A 19753-nucleotide genomic window follows, 5' to 3' on the forward strand; every position below is an offset into this window, starting at 1 on the left:
TATGGAATCTAAAAATGGTTATTCGATGTGGCAACTGAAAAAATAAATAATATACACATAAAATCGCCATAAATATTATGGCGATTTTCCCGGCAACTATCGCAATCCATCAGAAAATAAAATATACACATGCAACGTATTCTTCCATTCGCAGCTTTATTGCTGAGCATTTTTTTAATCTCCTGTGCCGATAATTCTAAAAAGGCATTTGAATTCAGTGAAACTATAACTCAACAGGAGCAGCGCCTGATACCAAAGATAGAAACCGCCGAAGCCACACTTGGCCATCTTTTTGAAACAGGCAATAACGATAGCGCCAGGATCGTAAGCGATAACATGGCAGCTGAAGTACAAAGATCTATTGATACAATCCAGGGCATGAGCCTGCCTGGAGGCATCAAAGGCGGCGCTGAATTTAAACAGGAAAGCCTGAAGTATTTTGAAGGCCTGAAGGCTGTGTATACCGGCTATTCTAAAGTAAGTGCACAGACAGACACGGCAGCCTACAGGGTTGAAGCAGAAAAATTATTGCAAACCGTGGCAGACAAAGAAAAGCTTGTACAAGACATTGTAACCGCACAGCAAAAGTTTGCAAAAGACAACGGCTTTAAAGTTGCTGACCCGAAAAACTGATAATAAGCCTGGTTATTCTTTTAGCCTGACTATGTATCCGCAGGCGCAACATCAGCCTAAAGATATATCGAGCAGCATCATGGTAGCAAAACCAATCATAGCGCCAATGGTAGACAGGTCGGTTTCATTACCGCTTTGCGATTCCGGTATCAGTTCTTCCACCACTACAAATATCATAGCGCCCGCAGCAAACGAAAGTGCGTAAGGCAATAAGGGTTCCATTGTTGTAACCAGGTATGCGCCTGCAACACCTGCAAGCGGCTCTACCGCTCCGGAAAGTTGCCCGTATTTAAAGGCCTTCCAGCGCCGTATGCCTTCTCTCCTCAACGGAATAGACACAGCGGCTCCTTCCGGAAAGTTCTGCAATCCAATGCCGATAGCCAGCGCTATAGCGCCCGCCAGCACACCCGTATCCGGGTTGTTAGCCAATGAACCAAAGGCTACTCCTACGGCCAGCCCTTCGGGAATGTTGTGCAGGGTAATTGCCAGCACCAGCAGCACGCTTCTTTCCCAGGAAGTTTTTACGCCTTCGGCTTTATCTATGCTCCGGTTGAGGTGCAAATGAGGCAGAATTTTATCTATACCAAATAAAAATGCACCGCCCAGCAGGAAACCCACCACGGCAGGCACCCAGGATGTAGTGCCGGACTCTTCAGCCATTTTAATGGCAGGATTGAGCAAAGACCAGAAACTGGCTGCGATCATTACGCCCGCAGCAAAGCCCAGCATGGCGTTGAGCACTTTCCGGTTGATGGATTTAAAAAAAAATACCATTGACGCGCCTAAAGCAGTTACAAACCACGTGAATAACGTAGCAAACAGCGCCAGCAGTACAGGGTGATATTGTAGAAACCATTCCAGGTTCATCTTAATTTTTTGAAGATTGAAAAATAACAGATTGCCTGTTAAATGAGAAAATTAAAGAGCCTGCCGTCTTACACAGCAGGCTTACAGAATTATAGTTATAAATTATACATCGCTTTTGGCAATGTGCATATCGGGTATCTGGTCTACCTTGTATTCGCCTGCATCCAGTTTCTTTTTGGTGACCTCAAATGCATGTAACGTAGTTTCAATATCTTCATCTGTGTGCACAGCAGAAGGTATCAGGCGGTAAATGATATGGCCTTTGGGGATCACGGGGTAAACCACAATAGAGGCAAACACGTTAAAGTTTTCGCGAAGGTCCATGCACATGGCGGTTGCCTCTTCCAGGCCGCCTTTCATGTACACCGGCGTTACAGCCGTGTTGGTATTGCCAATGTCGAAGCCGCGCGCTTTAAGGCCTTCCTGCAATTTAATGGCATTTTGCCAGAGTTTCTCTTTCAATTCGGGCATAGTCTGCAACATCTCCAGCCTTTTCAGGTTACCTACTACAATCGCCATAGGCAATGATTTGGCAAAGATCTGTGAGCGGATATTGTAACGGATATAGTCTATGATGGTTTTATCGCCGGCCACAAAGGCGCCTATGGAAGCCATTGACTTTGCAAATGTTGAGAAATAAAGATCTATGCCGTCCTGGCAACCCTGCTCCTCTCCTGCGCCTGCGCCGGTTTTACCGAGCGTGCCGAAGCCATGCGCGTCGTCTACCAGCAAACGGAATTCATATTTTTGTTTTAACGCAACGATTTCTTTAAGCCTTCCCTGGTCGCCTGCCATGCCGAAAATCCCTTCTGAGATTACCAGTATGCCTCCCTGCCCCTGCTTTTCCATCAAAGCAGTAGCACGTACCATCTGCTTTTCAAAATCATCCATATCATTGTGCTTGAATACAAATTTGTGCCCCAACTGCATGCGCATACCGTCTATGATGCAGGCATGGCATTCAGCATCATACACAATAATATCGTGCCTGCCGCACACAGCATCAATCAGGCTGGTCATGCCCTGATATCCGTAGTTAAGTAAAATTGCGTCTTCTTTATTTTCAAATGCAGCAAGTCTTCTTTCGAGTTCTTCGTGGATGGTTGTATTGCCACTCATCATTCTTGCGCCCATCGGGTAGGCCAGTCCCCAGTCTGCAGTGGCCTGTGTGTCTGTTGCTCTTACTTCCGGGTGGTTTGCCAGGCCTAAGTAGTTGTTCAGGCTCCATACGATCATTTCCTTACCATTGAATTTCATATTGCTTGAAATCTCTCCTTCTAATCTTGGAAATGAAAAATAACCGTGCGATCTGTCTCTGTGTTCTCCTATAGGTCCATAATTCTTTACGAGCCTCTCAAAAATATCTGCCATAGTTAGTAAAATTTACCCGCAAAAATATAACTAAAATGGCTATATAAAAAAACGATGTTTGTAAATTAATTGAGTGAAAAATTGTCGAGGCTGAAACCTTTTTGTTTCATAACATCACTGATGATTACAGAGTTTTCTATAAGCGGCACTACCTTCATCAGGTGCTGGCGAATATACTCCAGGCGCTGATCTTCTTTCAAAAGCGACATGAACGCTATCTTCTGGTCTAAGGTAAAGCCTGCAAAATCAGCAATGTCGTAGCTGAGCGAAGAATCAGAATTTCCCTCTACGGGATAAGCCATATTGGACAGGTCAAATAACCGCTGTAATAAAATATTAGTGCTGTTAAACAATGCAGGCTGCGGCCGGCGGTCGTTGTGCGGATATTTTACAATTGCGCCCTGGTACAGCTTATCGGGCATGGCTTCTATTATTTCCAAAGTATGAAAAATCTTTTCGCCACGCACACTTATCTGCATCCTGCCGTCTTCAAATACATTTCTTATCTGACTGATGGACACAAGCATACCGATATTTTCCAGGTTGCCTTTGGCGATCATAGGGATGCCGAATGGCTTTTTAGTAGAAATACAATCATTGATCAATTGCTTGTAACGGTCTTCAAAAATATTTAAAGCCATAACCTTTCCGGGATACGGAGCTACGGACAGCGGGAATATGGGTATAAAGTTCATCATTGCATAAAAATTTAATCGTACAAACTGTCGAACCTGTGCCCTCTCAGGAAGTCAGCTACCTGCATGCGTTTCTTCCCTTCGAGCTGCAATTCCTTTACATTCAGAAAACCATCCCTGCAGGCAAATTTCAGGTAAGTTTTCCCGTCTGTAAAAAATTCGCCGGGCGTGTGGTTGTGTGCTTCTGTTTCCGGTACTGATACATATATTTTTACTAATTTTTCCTGCAAATAGGTAAACGCTGCCGGAAAGGGCGATAAACCACGAACCAGGTTATGTATAGATGCCGCGGTATCTTCAAAGTTTATTTTACAGGTCTCTTTGTAAAGCTTAGGTGCGGTTTTTAACTGCCTGCCTTCCATAGTTTGCACAGATTCCACGATATTGCCTGCAGCTATTGCTTCTACGGTTTTTACAACCAGCCTGCCGCCGATGTCTTTCATTTTATCGTGCAATGTGCCTGCATTGTCTTCCGGCAAAACAGCTACTTTTTCCTGTAATAAAATATTGCCCGTATCAATCTCATGCCTGAGTTTAAATGTGGTGAGTCCTGTCTCTGTTTCGCCGTTGATTATGGCCCAGTTGATGGGCGCTGCACCCCGGTATTGCGGCAGTAAAGAAGCATGTAAATTCACTGTGCCCAGGCGTGGCATGTTCCACACAGCTTTCGGCAGCATGCGGAAAGCAACCACGATCTGCAGGTCGGCATTCAGGTCTTGCAACATTTCAAGAAAACCCGGGTCGCGGAGCTTTTCGGGCTGCAATAGCGGTATGTTTTTTTCTGATGCATACTTTTTCACAGCGCTGGCTGTAAGCTTCATGCCTCTGCCGGCAGGCTTATCGGGCGCAGTAACTACACCCACAATATTGGCTCCTGCATTTACCAATGCTTTCAGTGAGGCCACCGCAAATTCGGGCGTCCCTAAAAATACTATCCTGAGATCTTTAAAATCCATAACATTCTTTCATTTAATTAAACAAAAAAGGTTCCAAAACCATCTTGAAACCTTTTTTCAAATTTTTCCTACATGCCCGGGAATAAAGGCCGCGCGATCCCGTCGGCTCTGAAGGGCCAGGGAACAACAGCCAGTATCAATACCAGCGCCAGCAAAAACATCAGCGCTGCTTTTTTATGCTTTTGGGTATCGGAAATATTTTTTTTATACACACCATAGCCGATGGTAATAAGCACAATGGCAATGATCATGGCAAGCGGATGCTCCACAAGGAAGAAGCGCAGCGTGGAATTTTTCATTACGCTTTCACCTGCTGGTACATTGGTCCAGGAAAAACGGTTGCCCAGTATCACCTGGTACAGGCCTATCAGCAAGGTAAGGTGTGCTGCGATCATGGTAAATAAACCAATATTTTTATGTGCTTTGGTAAATGGTTTATTGGCGTCGGCATAGTTTTTAAAAATGCCTATCAACAATAAAATAAAAATTACCCAGCGAAGAATGTTGTGTAAATGTAATAAGCCTGTTTCCATAAGTATAGTTTTTAGTTTGCGCAAACCTACTGAAATTTTATTAGTTGGTAAAATTGGCAGTTGTATTGCCTGTGCGTATTATTTGATTATATTTGGACAAATATGCTCCTATGTACAAGATCATATGCCTGCTCACAATAATCACCATAGTTGTAACAGGGTGCAAACCGAAGAATATTTTCTACCAGTCAAAAAATATACAAAATGAAAAGCATGCTGTATACATAGCTTTCGATTCTTCTGTTTTTGCACCGAGTGCATTCTGGGGTGGTAAAGCACCATTGCTTGATTTTCAGTACTATGATAGCAGAACGCACAACTATGCTACAATTCCTGTAAGTAAAACAAAGCAAACCAAGATCTATATTGAAAACCCGGTATTTCTCCATCTTGACCCTTATGCATATATGCTTTCACCGCGCAATTCATATCTTATAAAAATGAATAGCGAAACCGGAGACATATATATTACCGGAAAGAATAAGGCAGCCTTTACAGAAACAAACTTTCAGGATAATTTCTTATTGATTACCAGGGAAAAAACCAATAAGAGAATGGCTGTATCAAGGACGTACATTGACACCTCAATGTCTGCTGAACAAATACGCCAGATGTATGCAAAAGTGCTACAATCCGCTGAAGAATTAAATAGCTATAAGCAAAGCGTATTTGACAGCCTGAGTAATGTTATAAAGCCCTCTACGGCATTTTTGCAAACAGCTAAGAATAAATTTTTATCTGATTTCTCTGGTGAATATTATTGGTTGGGTTCTAACAGGGAAGCACTGGTAATACATAATATCTATGAACAAATGATCCGAAATTTCATAAATAAAAGAATCAACACCATGACTGATGAAGAAGTTTTCTACAACAGGTCTACGTTAGAAGATATTCTCACACATGGACTTTTTTATAATAGGAATAACAACCCCGATTTTAGTAACCTGCAAACAGAAGAAGTGATAATAGAGCAACTTGATATGGTTACAAATTATTTTTATGGTGCAGCGAAAGATTACCTTATTGGTTTCTCAATAAATAGATTGATTGAAAGAGATTCAAAATATCTTGAACAGAACCGTCACAGGTATTTATCTAAAATTAAAAATAAATTTATCAGGAAAAATCTCCAAAGAAAATATTATGCGTATAAGACAGGTGCATTAGCTAATGATATCTTGTATGACATTAATGAAAATGAACACAACTTCAATAATGTTTTGAAAGGCTACCAGGGAACCCTTTTGCTGGTAGATGTGTGGGCAAGCTGGTGCGCCCCTTGCCTTCAGGAGAATAAATATCTTGACACACTTAAGGAGACACTCAAAAATGAAAAAATAAAATTCCTGCATTTATCTACTGATAAGACAGCCTCCTCCTGGAAAAAATCTGTAGTAAACTATGGAAATAATCAGGCTGTTCATTTCAGGCTATCAAACCACGCCAGGTTTAAAAAACAGCTTGATATAAAAAACATACCAAGGTTTATCCTCTACGATGATAAGGGCGCTATTATTGACGACATCGCTCCTTTCCCTTCCGATAATGATAAACTATATAAATTAATAAAGCAACATTTATGACCCTGAAGCAGGAGCAATGTTGTCAAAATCCATAATTTCGTACATCATCCACTCACTATGACATTAACCGAAATACTATTGATTATAGCGCTGCTGATGCTGGCAGCAAACATACTGCTTACATTGCTGCGGCAGCCGGGCAGCAATACAGATGCGCTGAAAGCAGAAATGATCCGAACCTATGCTGACGTATCAAAAATAGATCCGCTAATCAGGTCAGAATTCTCCGGCAACAGGCAGGAGATACTGAAAAGCACCCGGGAGGCAAGACAGGAACTTAATGCATCGCTCAGAGACTTTTCAGAAAAACTTACCGGCGACACAAAAGCTAACAGGACGGAACTGGTGGCAGGCTTAAAATCTTTTGAAGCGCAGTTCACAGCCAACGTAAAAGATTTTAATGAACTGCAGCGTGTAAAATTCAATGACCTGCTCATTAAACAGGAACAAATAAAAAATGAAACGGAAGCCAAGCTGGAAAAAATCCGTGAGACCGTAGAAAATAAACTGCGCATATTGCAGGAAGATAATGCCAAAAAGCTGGATGAGATGCGCAATACGGTTGATGAAAAACTGCAAACCACACTGGAAAAACGGTTTACAGATTCTTTTAAGATCATCAGTGAAAGATTGGAACTGGTGCACAAAGGACTGGGAGAAATGCAGACCCTGGCCAGCAGTGTGGGCGACATAAAAAAAGTAATGAGCAATGTAAAATCCCGTGGCATCCTTGGCGAGTACCAGCTTGCCAATATCCTGGAAGACCTGCTCACCAATGAACAATACGAAAGAAATGTAAAGACAAAAGCCGGAAGCGGGGCCATTGTTGAGTTTGCAATAAAGCTTCCCAACAACAACTATGAAGAGAAAACTTTATGGCTGCCTATAGACTCTAAATTCCCGAAGGAAGACTATGAAGCGCTGGTAGATGCTTACGACGATGCAGATGTAAACAGGATCAATGATCTGAAGAGATCATTTAAACTGTCTATCCTAAAAAATGCACGCGACATCAAAGAAAAATATATAGACCCGCCGAACACCACCGAATACGGCATTATGTTCCTGCCCTTTGAAAGCTTATACGCTGAGGTATTGCGGACACCGGGCCTCTTTGAACAGGTACAGAAAGATTATAAGATCACCATCACCGGGCCAACCACATTGAGCGCGCTGCTAAGCAGTTTACAGATGGGCTTCAGAACGCTGGCCATAGAAAAAAGGAGCAGCGAGGTGTGGGATATTTTAGGCGTGGTGAAAACGGAATTCGGCAAGTTTGGCACTGTGCTGGAAAAAACAAAACGAAAACTGCAGGAAGCTACCAACACTATAGACCAGGCCGGTGTGCGTAGTCGCGCTATAGAAAGGCAGTTGCGAAAAGTGCAGCAGTTGCCCGCACCCGAAATGCAACAACAGATAGAAACCGAGCTCAATGAAAGCAGCCTGGAAGACAGTATTGAAAATATATTGTTTAATGAAGAAGGAGATTAGTAAGTAATGGAAAGTGGAAAATGGAGAGTGGAGGGTGGAAAGTGGAAAATGGAGATTGGAGGGTGGAGAGTGGAGTAAAGTGAGGTTAGGCCTTGTGGTTTAAAAATTCCGTTCAGGCAACAAACACATAAATAATGAAATGCCTTAGTTATTACTAACAAATAACCAAGGTCACTGAGAGTATTGACAATCCTTGCGCACCTACCTGGTGGTTTAAAAAAATTTTCTTATACAATAAGCGAAAAAACACGACACAGCAGCTAAAATCTCCCGCTTAATCATCCAGTTTCAGTACGGCTAAGAATGCCTCCTGCGGCACTTCTACGTTGCCGATCTGGCGCATGCGCTTTTTACCTTCTTTTTGCTTTTCCAGCAATTTACGTTTACGCGAAATATCGCCGCCGTAACATTTGGCAGTCACGTCTTTGCGCATGGCGCTGATATTTTCACGGGCCACAATCTTAGCGCCGATAGCAGCCTGTATGGCTATCTGGAATTGCTGGCGCGGCAAAAGCTCTTTCAGCTTTTCACACAATTTTTTACCAAAGTCGTGAGAGCGGCTGCGGTGTATCAGTGAACTCAGCGCATCTACTTTTTCGCCATTCAGCAAAATATCCATTTTCACAATATCGCTTTCACGGTAATCTATGGGTGTATAATCAAATGAAGCGTAGCCGCGGGTCTGGCTCTTAAGCTTGTCGTAAAAATCAAAAACTATTTCCGTCAAAGGCATCTCAAACGTAAGCTCCACACGGGTTGGGGTAAGGTAATGCTGGTTCATCAAAAAACCTCTTTTGCCCAGGCAAAGCGTCATAATATTTCCTACATAATCTGTATGGGTAATGATCTGCGCACGGATAAAAGGCTCTTCTATACGGCTTAGCTTAGTTGTGTCAGGCATCTGCCCTGGGTTGTTTACAATGATAGCTTCATCGCGCGTGGTAAACGCGTGAAAGCTTACGTTGGGTACAGTAGTGATCACCGTTTGGTTAAACTCACGCTCCAGACGCTCCTGGATGATCTCCATGTGCAGCAACCCCAGGAAGCCGCAGCGGAAGCCAAAGCCCAATGCCTGTGAGGTTTCCAGCTCAAATGTAAGTGATGCATCATTCAGTTGCAGCTTATCCATGCAATCGCGCAACTCCTCAAAATCCTCGGTCACTACGGGAAATATGCCCGCAAAAACCATCGGCTTTACTTCTTCAAAACCTTTGATGGAAACGCCTGGTTTCTGCGCAAGTGTAATAGTATCGCCTACTTTCACCTCTTTTGCATTTTTGATCCCTGTGATCACATAGCCCACATCGCCCGCCTGTACTTCTTTGGCAGGTTGCATGCCCAGCTTCAGCACGCCTACTTCGTCTGCATCATATTCTTCACCGGTATTGATAAAACGGATCTTATCGCCGGTTTTTATAGTACCGTTGTATATGCGGAAGTAAGCAATTATTCCCCTGAAGCTATTGAAAACACTATCAAATATCAATGCCTGCAGTGGCGCTTCGCTGTCTCCTGTGGGAGCAGGCACTCTTTTTACCACTGCCTCTAAAATCTCTTCAATACCAATGCCCGACTTGCCGCTTGCCAGGAGAATATCTTCTTCTTTAACGCCTATCAGGTCTATGATCTGGTCTTTTACTTCCGGGATCATGGCGCCGTCCATATCTATTTTATTGATCACGGGTATGATCTCAAGATCATTATCCAATGCCAGGTAAAGATTGGAAATTGTCTGTGCCTGTATGCCCTGGGTAGCATCTACCAACAGCAGGGCGCCTTCGCAGGCAGCAAGTGCACGGCTTACTTCATAGCTGAAGTCTACGTGGCCGGGCGTATCAATCAGGTTAAATATATATTTTTCACCGTTGAGTTCATATTCCATTTTGATGGCTTTACTTTTTATGGTAATGCCTTTCTCACGTTCCAGGTCCATATCGTCCAACACCTGGTTCATCATATCTCTTTCGCCGATGGTCTTTGTATGCTCCAACAATCTGTCTGCCAGCGTGCTCTTGCCGTGATCTATATGTGCAATAATGCAAAAGTTCCTGATATTTTTCATGTGGCGCAAAGATAAAGATTTAGAGAATTATATGATTAGAAGAATAAAATATATATCTTGATGCAAGTGTAACAAACAATATACATTTCGCATATGTGTAAATAGATCATTTAAAATCCGTATTACTTTATGAAATAACCATAAAGACTAGGAATCTATACCAACCGGGAATGAGTATTGAATCTAAAAATTGGTCACGTGCTGGTTATAGCTGCTTGCAGCAAAAAAAAACCTGTAGAATCACAAACATGCACAGGCCCAGAAATGGAGTTGGCAACATTACCCTTGGCAGATACCTATAAACCAGCGCGCTTTGCAGAAGCTATAATAAAAGGCGACTGCCTGCAAATGATGATTCTTGAATCATCAGCCTGCGACGGGAAAACATGGAAACTGAAAGTAATAACTTCTGGTTCGGCTATTACAGGCTCAACAGTCAGGATGCGCATTTTTATTGAGAATAAAGAAAATTGCCACGCTGCTATATCTAAAGGATTTTACTTTGATCTAAAAAAAATTTGCCAACCCGGGATTCGTAAAAAATATGGATTGAAGGAATGCAACAGGAACTGGAGTACAGCTGGCAAACTTCTTCCTGATCTATTGTAGCCCCCTTGTTTTACATAATAATCTCACTGAATAATATCAAGCCAATCCGCGAATATTTGAATATAAGAGGTTATGTCTCCTGATTTTAATAAATATTGCTTATTTTTATATTTATTAAAATCTCTTTTACCAGATGCTTGTAAAAACCTTTGGCAGTGCAGTCTACGGGGTGGAAGCTATCACCATTACCATTGAGGTAAACGTTAGTGAAGGCCAGAATTATTTTATGGTGGGCTTGCCGGATAACGCAGTTAAGGAAAGCCTGCAAAGAATTGAAAGCGCCATTAAAACCAATGGTTACCGCATGCCTCGCACCAAGCTGGTAGTAAACCTGGCGCCGGCAGACATCAAAAAAACAGGCTCTGCTTTTGACCTGCCCATAGCCGTTGGTGTGCTGGGTGCAACAGAGCAGCTTGTCAATCCCGAAAGATTCAGCAAATATGTTTTGATGGGAGAGTTAAGCCTTGACGGTACCATTCAGCCCATCAAAGGTGCATTGCCCATAGCTATACAGGCAAGAAAAGAAGGTTTCAAAGGCTTATTAGTGCCTAAGCAGAATGCGCGTGAAGCGGGTATGGTAAACAACCTCAGCGTTTACGGCGTTTCGCACATCAATGAAGTAGTAGATTTCTTCCAGGATGAAAATGCGCTACAGCCGGTAGAAGTAAACACACGGCAGGAGTTTTTTGATGCACAATACAGCTTCGACATAGATTTCTCCGACGTTAAGGGACAGGAAAATATTAAACGCGCGCTGGAGATAGCGGCTGCCGGCGGGCACAACGCTATTCTCATAGGCCCGCCCGGCGCCGGCAAAACCATGCTGGCTAAAAGATTGCCCACCATACTGCCGCCGCTTAGCCTGCAGGAAGCACTGGAGACAACCAAGATACACAGCGTATCGGGCAAGCTGCCGGAAAACAGTACACTTGTCAGCAGGCGTCCGTTCCGTTCGCCACACCACACCATATCAGATGTGGCGCTTGTTGGCGGCGGCGGTATCCCGCAGCCGGGTGAAATATCCTTAGCCCACAATGGTGTATTGTTTTTAGATGAATTGCCGGAGTTTAAAAGAACGGTGCTGGAAGTAATGCGCCAGCCTATGGAAGAAAGAAAAGTTTCCATATCGCGTGCAAAGGTCACCATGGATTTTCCGGCCAACTTTATGCTGCTGGCTTCTATGAACCCCTGTCCATGCGGCTTCTACAACCACCCGGACAAGGAATGCACCTGCCCGCCCGGGGCCGTGCAAAAATACCTCAACAAGATATCAGGCCCCCTGCTGGACCGTATAGACCTGCATGTGGAAGTAACGCCTGTGCCTTTCGGAGAACTTAACCAGAAAAATGAAGGTGAGCATTCTGAACATATCCGCAACCGGGTGATCACGGCGAGAGGCATACAGACAGCACGTTTCAAAGATATTGCAGGCATGTATGCCAATGCACAAATGACCTCTAAAATGCTGCACCAGTATTGCACCATCGACAAGATTGGTGAAGCTTTGCTGAAAAAATCGATGGAGCGGTTAAATCTCAGTGCACGTGCCTACGACAGGATATTGAAAGTAAGCCGTACCATTGCCGATCTCGAAGGATCTGAAAATATTAAAGTGGAACACCTGGCAGAAGCCATCCAGTACCGCAGCCTTGACCGCGAAGGATGGGCAGGCTGATGCCTGAAACTACAAGAGGGAATGAAAACATCCCCTCTTGCGTTTGTTGTCTTAGCTTGATCAGCTTTTTACATGTTTAGAAAATTCTTCAAACTCAGTGTTGAGTTCTTTTATAGTTCCTTCAAGTGCTTGATAGGCTTGTTTAAGTTCTTGATGTGCTTCTGTAAAATCAGCGTCTTCGGAGACATTCATATTGTGAATATGTTTCTTGAGGTTGCGCCTTGCATCGTGGATATTTAAAAGTTGTATGTAGAACTGATTTTGAAATCGTTCTAACTCGCTTAATGCTTCCTTAGGAACATCAGCAGCTATTTCTAACAGGCGCTTTTGTGATTGGATAAAGGATTCCCGGTAGTTTTTCAGGGAATCTTTCCAGGCGTGACTTTCAGATAACAATTCTGAGATTTCTTCTTGCACCATAATTTTTAGATTTAAAAATGAAAGAAAGTTTTTACTGCCACTAATTTACGTTATTTATACAACAATATCGTTTTTCAGGCATAATATTGGGCATTTGAATCAGTTAAAAATTAATCCGCGAAACTCTCCAAAGCGCCTCTGAATAATTATGAGCTTTATCAATTTAATTGTTGATATAAAACGTTATTTTTGCCATCTTAAAAATATATAACAGATATAATATGTCTTTAATTCAGAAAATTCAGGAGAAAGGAGCATGGATTATTTTTATAGCCATTGCCTTAGCGCTGCTTGCTTTTATTTTAATGGACTCTTTCAGCAGTGGCAGAGGAGGCGGATTATTTTCAGATAATTCCACACTTGCCAAAGTAAACGGGGAAACTATCGACAGGCAGAAATTCGAAAACCGGCTAAACCAGATACAGCAAATGCAGGGAGAGCAGGCTTCAAGGGAAGACCTGTCAGCAGAGGTTTTTAATTATGAAGTAAGAAATGTAGTAATGAACCAGGAGTTTGAAAAACTGGGCATTGCACTTGCCGGTAAAGACCTGGACAATGCTATGTTTGGCGAGAGGCCGCCAAGCTTCCTGGCCCAGCAATTTACCGATCCGCAGACAGGCGTATACGATGCTAACGCTGCAAGAAATTTTATTGCGCAGGTAAGAAAAGAGAAAAACAACCCGCAGGTAACGCAAACACTGCAGATGATAGAAATGGGCATGCAACAATTGAGCGAACAGATCGTTAACCAGAAATACCAGTCCATGATCGTTGGAGCTACCCACATACCCAAATGGCTGGTTGAAAAATCAGTTGCAGATGCCAATGCTGTTGCTTCCATTTCTTATGTAAACGTACCGTATACTTCCATCAGCGACAGCGCCGTGCAGGTAACTGATGCAGACATTACTGCTTTTGTAAACAAACACAAAAAACAGTTTGAGCAAAAAGAAGATTTCCGCGACATGTCTGTGGTCACTTTCAACGCAGGGCCCAGCTCAGCAGACTCAGCCGCTCAGCTGGCTGCTGCTCAAAAACTGAAACAACAGTTTGCATCCGCTACCGATCTGAAATCTTTTGTAGACCTGCAAAACAATTCTAACATGGCTTACTATGATGGCTATATCAGCAGCAAAGAATTGCAGGATCCCCTGAAAGACACGATTATCTCCCAGCCTGTTGGCACCATTGTAGGACCGATTGTAGAAAACGGAAATATTGTTTTGGCCAAGCTTGTAGGCGCAGCGCCTATAGCAGATACCGTACATGCAAGGTTCCTGATAGTAGCCACACACGGCCCTGACGCACAGGGACAGACCGTACAATTCAGAACAGATACTGCTGCCAGGCAGCGCATAGATACCGCTCTTGCTTTAGTGAGAACAGGTACCAGCTTCGACAGCGCTGTAGCGCGCTACTCAGATAACCGTGAAAACTCAAGGTTGGAAAATATTACCTCATCTCAATTGGTACAGATGGGCTCTCCGGAACTCAGCAACTTCCTGCTTACCGGCAATGTAAACGAATCAAAAGTTGTAAAAATACAGAACGGCTTCCTGCTTGCACAGATCACCGGCAAATCAGGATCATCTATGGGATATAAAATTGCAAGAATTGTAAAGCCGCTGACTCCAAGCTCAGAAACCATTTCAGAAGCCAGTACAGCAGCCAATCATTTTGCAGCCAACAGCCGCGATGCCAAATCATTTGAGGAGAATGCAAGAAAACAAAACCTCCCGGTAATGCCTGTACAGGGTATCAGGCAAAATGACTACCGCATAGGAAACCTGGGCAGTGACCGCCAGCTGGTAAGATGGCTATATGAAGGCAAAGTTGGCGACGTTTCCGAACCTGTACAAATCGGCGACCAGTTCGTTGTGGCTCGCATAAACGCTGTTTCAAAGAAAGGCTTGCCATCTGCAGCTACCGTAAGGCCGTATGTAGAGTCATTCCTTAGAAATGAAAAGAAAGCTAAGATGATCATTGATACGAAGTTCAAAGGCAATACACTGGAAGCAATTGCACAGGCCGCCGGCGTGCAGGTATCCAGGGCCGACAGCATTTCTTTCTACGGGCAAATGGTGCCGGGCATAGGCATGGAGCCAAAAGTTGCCGGCGCAGCATTCAATAAAACCATACAGGGAAAAGTCAGCAAGCCTATTGCCGGAAACATTGGTGTTTTTGCAATCAAAGGCGAAGGCATATCTGCTGTGCCCGGTACAAATGCTGAAAATATCAGGCAGACCTTGTTCCAATCCTGGTTACAGCAAATATTCCAGCGTTCTATGAATGCTTTGGTTGAAAGCGCTGATATTAAAGACAACAGGTTTAAGTTTTATTAATATAATTAACACACTGAAAAGAGGCTGTCTCCAAATCCGGGGCAGCCTCTTTTATTTGGCAGAGGATGGAGAAAGTTTTTGTTAAGCAATGCTCAACGCTTCATTTACTTTTTATACATCCTCTTTTTTGTTGGATGCACATATATGATTGATATTAATTTAGCGTGCAGCAAAGATTGAAGCAAGAACATATACAATTAAAACTTTTAGAAAAAGCAGGCATAGCCTGGAACATCTTCTTGGAAAAATGTAACTGTTGGGTTTTTTATGGTTAATTGCCAGCTTGGCTCAGAGGCTGGCAGCAGAAGCTACTTTGTGTATAGTGCGGAGGTTTACAACCCACAACACCAGCAGCACAAGCAGCGCTACGAGGATAGTGTAGACAGAAAGCAACGGGCTCACAAACATGTGCTGTGTCTTTAAATAAACAAATAAGATATATTGGAACACAGCCACCACAATCAGCATCACCAACGTGATAAAAATATTCTGGGGGAAAAACTCTTTCATCAGAAATTTCTTCAGTTGCGTAGGCGATGAACCCAGCGTGATCAGTAATTTTATCTCTTCCCGGCTGGCCATAATAGTGAGCTCAATGAATAGGGTAAAAATCAGTAAAGCAAATAAAAGCATTGCCAGGCCGGTACCCCAGGAAATGCCTACTACAAAATTTACTACCTGCCGGTATTTGCTGAAACGGGTTTTTTCGGTGTCTGTTTTTAAGCCTTTGCTTTCCAGGTATTGTGTCAGTTGCGGGTTCCCGGGATCTTCTGTGCGTATCACCACACGCGAGGGATTAGCTGCCTGTGCACTGCCAAACTTTTCATTGGCCCATTCCATAAATGGTTGCGGCACCAGTATAGAAGATATTCTGTCGCTGAAGCCTACTACCTTTGCGGGGTATTGCGTTTGCCCTGAAGGCGCAAAAATAGTGATCTGTAGAGGAATCTGTGTAACCACCTCCTGTGTGAGTTGCGGTGAACCGGCAGAAGCTGCGTATCCGAAATTATAAAGATCAAGAAATGAATTAGGAACTACAACCGGGATGAATTGTGCGTTCTCATCCCAGCGCCACTCCGGGCCACTGATGTCAAGAAATTCGTCTGGCACACTTTCGAAAAACAGGTCTGTAGAAAATGGCAGCAGGCTGCCGCTGATAGCCACCCTGAAACGGCTGGCTGTGATCAATCCTACAGACTTAATAAAAGGCCTGCTTCGCAGATCTTCGATCTCCTGCTGCGAGAGTTGTGTATTGCCTATGTTGGCACTGGTAACTGCTTTGTTGACCACCAGGAAATTGGCTATGCTGTCCTGGTTTGATCTGCCATGCAGCAGCTCATTATAATCTGCCTGCAACTGCACCGCAGCCAGTATCAACAGCATGGCAATGCCTAAGCCTGTCACTGCCATTAATTTGCGCCATCGGCCCGAGCCCGTCTTGATCAGTTTTTTTAAAAGTTTCTCCAGCATTATAAATTCAGGTAATGTGTGTAGTTAAAGTTGTTGTCCTCATCCAGGTCTGTAAGTACAAAGCCTGCGCCTCTGGTTGTACATTCTTCAGCAATCAGGGCGGCTGCAAGGGCTGTGTTCTCGTTATCCAGGTGACTGAAAGGCTCATCCATCAGCAAAACTTCAAAAGGCTGCATCAGCGCACGGATGATGGCTATTCTCTGCTGCTCACCATAACTGCACAATCCGGCACGCTGATCAAGAATGTGCGCAATTCTTATCCTTGCCGACATCGCATCAATTTTTTCAGGTGGGTAATATGGCGTTTGCAATACCCTGTTCAGCTCTATATTCTCTCTGGCTGTAAGGTTTTCAAACAAGCGCAAATCCTGGAATATAATGCTGATACGGCTTTGCCGTAATGTGGCAAGTTCATCCCCGCTAATAGACCTGAGGTCTTTGTTTTCTATGGAAATCTGTCCCTGATAATCCTGGCGCAATTTATAGATCAGGTGTATGAGCGTGGTTTTTCCGGTGCCGCTTGGCGCTTTAATCTTTATCCATTGCTGCTGATCAAAAATCAAATCCTTATTCCATACATCGGAATTGCGTTTTAACAACACATCTTTTAGCGGCACAGGCACCAGCCTGCTGATCTGTATTTGCATATAGCTAAGTTAGTTAAGTATAAGGTATTTTAATTTAAATTTTTTGGTAAAAGACCAGTGGCAGATTTAAAAAGATCTTACTCTTTATTACCTTATAAAACTTTGTTTCCCTTTTTGTATATAACTGTAAGGCCCTGTTGCTTCGCGGATATTGATGTATTATGAGGAATTATGAAGACCTATGCAATCCATGTCTACATGTATTAAGCCTTATTATGCGTATTAAAATCCAGGCATAATTATTCAGAATTATCAGCTATAGCTTTTGTTTTTATCAGTAAAAACCATCACATCTATAACAAGTTCGTAAAACTATTATTATTCTTTAGATATTTTGCAAACCTTTATTTACTTTTGAACGGTTCGGCTATTGAGGAAATAGCGTTACTGTTAATAATGGATAAAATAACCATAAAGATTGAGCATCTGCACCAACCGGCAATGAGTATTGAATCTAAAAAGATGGTTATTCCACGTGACAAACAGAAAATTAAATACACAAATGAAATAACCATAAGATTAGGGATCTATACCAACCGGGAATAAGTATTGAATCTAAAAGATAGTTATTCCATGTGGCAAACAGAAAAAATTAAATATTAACAGATGAAAATTTTAGTTGCAATAAGTAAAGTGCCTGATACTACTACAAAGATCAGCTTAAAAGACGATAAGATAAATGAAGATGGCGTACAATGGGTGATCAATCCTTATGATGAGTGGTACGCGCTGGTGAAAGCTATTGAAATAAAAGAAAAAGATGCTGCTACGCATGTAAGTGTGTTAAATGTAGGAGGTAGCGCCTCTGATGCCATATTGCGCAAGGCTTTGGCTTATGGTGCAGATGAAGCTATACGGGTAGATGCTGAAGCCAAAGACAGTTATTTCGTTGCAGCACAAATTGCAGAAGTGGCTAAAGAATTTGACCTGGTGCTCACCGGAAAAGAATCTATTGATTACAGCCAGGGAGCAGTAGGCGGCATTGCAGCAGCATTGCTGGATGTGCCATATGCAGCTATGGCCACAAGCCTGGAAGTAAACGGCGATAAGGTTGTGGTGACCAGGCAAACCGAAGGCGGCGAACAAAAAGAACAGATCACATTGCCGGCAGTAATCAGCTGTACAAAAGGTATGGCAGCTCAACGTATTCCCAATATGCGCGGCATAATGGCTGCACGTACCAAACCGCTTAAAACCGTTGCTGCAGTTGAGGCTGATACATTAACCGAAGTAGTATCCTATGAATTACCGCAGCCTAAATCCGGTGTACAGATGCTGAACAGCGTTGATGAATTGGTTGCTGTTCTGAAAGAAAAAAAAATGATTTAATCTATAAAAACTATTATAATGCCAGTACTGATATATATAGATCATTCAGAAGGAAAAATAAAAAAAGGTTCTCTGGAAGCGCTTGCTTACGGCGCAGCGCTTGCCAGGCAAACTCAAATAGAAGCACATGGTTTTCTTGCAGGAAGTTTTCCTGAAGAGCTTGCTTTATTAGGCAAATACGGCATCACAAAAGTATATCATGCTAAACCAGATGAGGCGATAAGTGATGCAGCTTTGGTAAAAGCCATTGAACAGGTTGTAAGTTCTTCAAATGCTGATACATTGGTATTCTCCTTTAATCAAACAGCAAAAACACTGGCACCACTACTGGCTGCAAGGCTAAGAGCAGGACTGGTAACAGGTGCGGTTGCCCTACCGGAAACAGCAGCTGGTTTTGTGGTGAAAAAAGCTATTTACTCCGGAAAAGCATTCGCCAAAATACGCATCAATTCAGCAGTAAAGATCGTATGCATCAACCAGAATATTTTTGATATTACAGAAACTACAGGTAATGCTGAGGTAACAGATATACCTCTAACTGCCACGGACAATCACATACAGGTTGTTGAGAAGAAGAAAAATACAGAAGAAGTTTCACTTACTGATGCAGAAATTGTTGTTGCAGGCGGCATGGGGCTGAAAGGCCCTGAAAACTGGCACCTGATCACTGATCTTGCCAACGCGCTGGATGCCGCCGCCGCCTGTAGCCGCCCTGTGTCTGACAATGGCTGGAGGCCGCACCACGAACATGTAGGACAGACAGGTACGCAGATAGCGCCTAATTTGTACCTTGCTGTGGGCATATCAGGCGCCATTCAACACATCGGTGGTGTAAACCGCAGTAAAATAATAGCAGCTATTAATAAAGATGCTGATTCGCCGATTTTTAAAGTAGCTGATTACGGAATGACAGGTGACCTTTTTGAAATTGTGCCGCAACTAACCGAAGCCATTAAGAAAGCGCGCTCCTGACACATTTTTGAATACTACAATATTATTGCAAAGAGGCTGTCCGTCAAAGGTCAGCCTCTCGTATTTTCTACATTTACTCATCCCCCTGTAAGCAT

At 43.1% G+C, this 19753-nt stretch carries 17 protein-coding genes; 8 read left to right on the forward strand and 9 right to left on the reverse strand.

What is annotated here, in order from left to right; genetic code table 11:
* Positions 1–129 precede the first annotated feature (129 nt).
* Positions 130–633: a hypothetical protein gene (locus OD355_RS08030; protein ID WP_263037947.1), complete on the forward strand. Its 504-nt coding sequence runs from the start codon at positions 130–132 to the stop codon at positions 631–633.
* Positions 634–684: 51 nt separating this feature from the next.
* Here the strand turns inward: OD355_RS08030 and OD355_RS08035 are convergent, their stop codons facing one another.
* The 5 genes from OD355_RS08035 to OD355_RS08055 form a co-directional block, all read right to left on the reverse strand.
* Positions 685–1500, reverse strand: coding sequence for a ZIP family metal transporter (locus OD355_RS08035; RefSeq protein ID WP_263037948.1), 816 nt, complete (start codon positions 1498–1500; stop codon positions 685–687).
* A 102-nt stretch (positions 1501–1602) separates the two neighbouring features.
* Positions 1603–2871 carry an aminotransferase class I/II-fold pyridoxal phosphate-dependent enzyme gene (locus OD355_RS08040; RefSeq protein ID WP_263037949.1) on the reverse strand — a complete coding sequence of 423 codons (1269 nt, stop codon included), beginning with the start codon at positions 2869–2871 and terminating at the stop codon, positions 1603–1605.
* 65 nt (positions 2872–2936) lie between these two features.
* Positions 2937–3569, reverse strand: a complete 633-nt coding sequence (locus tag OD355_RS08045) for an LON peptidase substrate-binding domain-containing protein (RefSeq protein ID WP_263037950.1) — start codon at positions 3567–3569, stop codon at positions 2937–2939.
* Between the two features lie 11 nt (positions 3570–3580).
* On the reverse strand, positions 3581–4522 hold the full coding sequence (gene fmt, locus OD355_RS08050) for a methionyl-tRNA formyltransferase (RefSeq protein WP_263037951.1): 942 nt from the start codon (positions 4520–4522) through the stop codon (positions 3581–3583).
* A gap of 68 nt (positions 4523–4590) precedes the next feature.
* Positions 4591–5055, reverse strand: coding sequence for a hypothetical protein (locus tag OD355_RS08055; protein ID WP_263037952.1), 465 nt, complete (start codon positions 5053–5055; stop codon positions 4591–4593).
* A 110-nt stretch (positions 5056–5165) separates the two neighbouring features.
* Here OD355_RS08055 and OD355_RS08060 point away from each other — a divergent pair, with 110 nt between their 5' ends.
* Positions 5166–6641 carry a TlpA family protein disulfide reductase gene (locus OD355_RS08060; protein ID WP_263037953.1) on the forward strand — a complete coding sequence of 492 codons (1476 nt, stop codon included), beginning with the start codon at positions 5166–5168 and terminating at the stop codon, positions 6639–6641.
* Positions 6642–6698: 57 nt separating this feature from the next.
* Positions 6699–8132, forward strand: a complete 1434-nt coding sequence (locus OD355_RS08065; RefSeq protein ID WP_263037954.1) for a DNA recombination protein RmuC — start codon at positions 6699–6701, stop codon at positions 8130–8132.
* 274 nt (positions 8133–8406) lie between these two features.
* Here OD355_RS08065 and lepA read toward each other — a convergent pair whose 3' ends face one another.
* The gene (gene lepA, locus OD355_RS08070) at positions 8407–10194 is read right to left on the reverse strand and encodes a translation elongation factor 4 (protein ID WP_263037955.1); all 1788 of its coding nucleotides are present in this window, start codon (positions 10192–10194) and stop codon (positions 8407–8409) included.
* Positions 10195–10458: 264 nt separating this feature from the next.
* On the opposite strand from lepA, the gene OD355_RS08075 reads away from it, so the two are divergent.
* Positions 10459–10803, forward strand: coding sequence for a hypothetical protein (locus OD355_RS08075; RefSeq protein ID WP_263037956.1), 345 nt, complete (start codon positions 10459–10461; stop codon positions 10801–10803).
* 133 nt (positions 10804–10936) lie between these two features.
* Positions 10937–12478, forward strand: coding sequence for a YifB family Mg chelatase-like AAA ATPase (locus OD355_RS08080; protein WP_263037957.1), 1542 nt, complete (start codon positions 10937–10939; stop codon positions 12476–12478).
* Between the two features lie 60 nt (positions 12479–12538).
* On the opposite strand, the gene OD355_RS08085 is transcribed toward OD355_RS08080, so the two are convergent.
* A complete protein-coding gene (locus OD355_RS08085) occupies positions 12539–12898 on the reverse strand; it encodes a hypothetical protein (RefSeq protein ID WP_263037958.1) in 360 nt (119 codons plus the stop codon).
* Between the two features lie 221 nt (positions 12899–13119).
* On the opposite strand from OD355_RS08085, the gene OD355_RS08090 reads away from it, so the two are divergent.
* Positions 13120–15240 (forward strand): peptidylprolyl isomerase, encoded by a 2121-nt coding sequence (locus tag OD355_RS08090; protein WP_263037959.1) that lies wholly within the window; start codon positions 13120–13122, stop codon positions 15238–15240.
* 288 nt (positions 15241–15528) lie between these two features.
* On the opposite strand, the gene OD355_RS08095 is transcribed toward OD355_RS08090, so the two are convergent.
* Positions 15529–16710 carry an ABC transporter permease family protein gene (locus tag OD355_RS08095; RefSeq protein ID WP_263037960.1) on the reverse strand — a complete coding sequence of 394 codons (1182 nt, stop codon included), beginning with the start codon at positions 16708–16710 and terminating at the stop codon, positions 15529–15531.
* A complete protein-coding gene (locus OD355_RS08100) occupies positions 16710–17357 on the reverse strand; it encodes an ATP-binding cassette domain-containing protein (protein WP_263037961.1) in 648 nt (215 codons plus the stop codon). Before OD355_RS08100 ends, OD355_RS08095 begins: the two co-directional genes overlap by 1 nt.
* A 606-nt stretch (positions 17358–17963) precedes the next feature.
* On the opposite strand from OD355_RS08100, the gene OD355_RS08105 reads away from it, so the two are divergent.
* Together OD355_RS08105 and OD355_RS08110 are read left to right on the forward strand one after the other, a co-directional pair.
* Entirely contained in the window at positions 17964–18686 is a 723-nt protein-coding gene (locus OD355_RS08105) for an electron transfer flavoprotein subunit beta/FixA family protein (RefSeq protein WP_263037962.1), read from the forward strand.
* A gap of 18 nt (positions 18687–18704) precedes the next feature.
* Positions 18705–19658, forward strand: coding sequence for an electron transfer flavoprotein subunit alpha/FixB family protein (locus OD355_RS08110; protein WP_263037963.1), 954 nt, complete (start codon positions 18705–18707; stop codon positions 19656–19658).
* Positions 19659–19753 lie beyond the last annotated feature (95 nt).

Source organism: Haoranjiania flava, assembly GCF_025631005.1.
GTDB lineage: Bacteria > Bacteroidota > Bacteroidia > Chitinophagales > Chitinophagaceae > Haoranjiania > Haoranjiania flava.

What these genes read in the sequence shown, in the direction of transcription:
- OD355_RS08030 (WP_263037947.1), top strand. Translation starts at nt 130, where the DNA reads ATGCAACGTATTCTTCCATTCGCAGCTTTATTGCTGAGCATTTTTTTA.
- OD355_RS08035 (WP_263037948.1), bottom strand. Translation starts at nt 1,500, where the DNA reads ATGAACCTGGAATGGTTTCTACAATATCACCCTGTACTGCTGGCGCTG.
- OD355_RS08040 (WP_263037949.1), bottom strand. Translation starts at nt 2,871, where the DNA reads ATGGCAGATATTTTTGAGAGGCTCGTAAAGAATTATGGACCTATAGGA.
- OD355_RS08045 (WP_263037950.1), bottom strand. Translation starts at nt 3,569, where the DNA reads ATGATGAACTTTATACCCATATTCCCGCTGTCCGTAGCTCCGTATCCC.
- fmt (WP_263037951.1), bottom strand. Translation starts at nt 4,522, where the DNA reads ATGGATTTTAAAGATCTCAGGATAGTATTTTTAGGGACGCCCGAATTT.
- OD355_RS08055 (WP_263037952.1), bottom strand. Translation starts at nt 5,055, where the DNA reads ATGGAAACAGGCTTATTACATTTACACAACATTCTTCGCTGGGTAATT.
- OD355_RS08060 (WP_263037953.1), top strand. Translation starts at nt 5,166, where the DNA reads ATGTACAAGATCATATGCCTGCTCACAATAATCACCATAGTTGTAACA.
- OD355_RS08065 (WP_263037954.1), top strand. Translation starts at nt 6,699, where the DNA reads ATGACATTAACCGAAATACTATTGATTATAGCGCTGCTGATGCTGGCA.
- lepA (WP_263037955.1), bottom strand. Translation starts at nt 10,194, where the DNA reads ATGAAAAATATCAGGAACTTTTGCATTATTGCACATATAGATCACGGC.
- OD355_RS08075 (WP_263037956.1), top strand. Translation starts at nt 10,459, where the DNA reads ATGGAGTTGGCAACATTACCCTTGGCAGATACCTATAAACCAGCGCGC.
- OD355_RS08080 (WP_263037957.1), top strand. Translation starts at nt 10,937, where the DNA reads ATGCTTGTAAAAACCTTTGGCAGTGCAGTCTACGGGGTGGAAGCTATC.
- OD355_RS08085 (WP_263037958.1), bottom strand. Translation starts at nt 12,898, where the DNA reads ATGGTGCAAGAAGAAATCTCAGAATTGTTATCTGAAAGTCACGCCTGG.
- OD355_RS08090 (WP_263037959.1), top strand. Translation starts at nt 13,120, where the DNA reads ATGTCTTTAATTCAGAAAATTCAGGAGAAAGGAGCATGGATTATTTTT.
- OD355_RS08095 (WP_263037960.1), bottom strand. Translation starts at nt 16,710, where the DNA reads ATGCTGGAGAAACTTTTAAAAAAACTGATCAAGACGGGCTCGGGCCGA.
- OD355_RS08100 (WP_263037961.1), bottom strand. Translation starts at nt 17,357, where the DNA reads ATGCAAATACAGATCAGCAGGCTGGTGCCTGTGCCGCTAAAAGATGTG.
- OD355_RS08105 (WP_263037962.1), top strand. Translation starts at nt 17,964, where the DNA reads ATGAAAATTTTAGTTGCAATAAGTAAAGTGCCTGATACTACTACAAAG.
- OD355_RS08110 (WP_263037963.1), top strand. Translation starts at nt 18,705, where the DNA reads ATGCCAGTACTGATATATATAGATCATTCAGAAGGAAAAATAAAAAAA.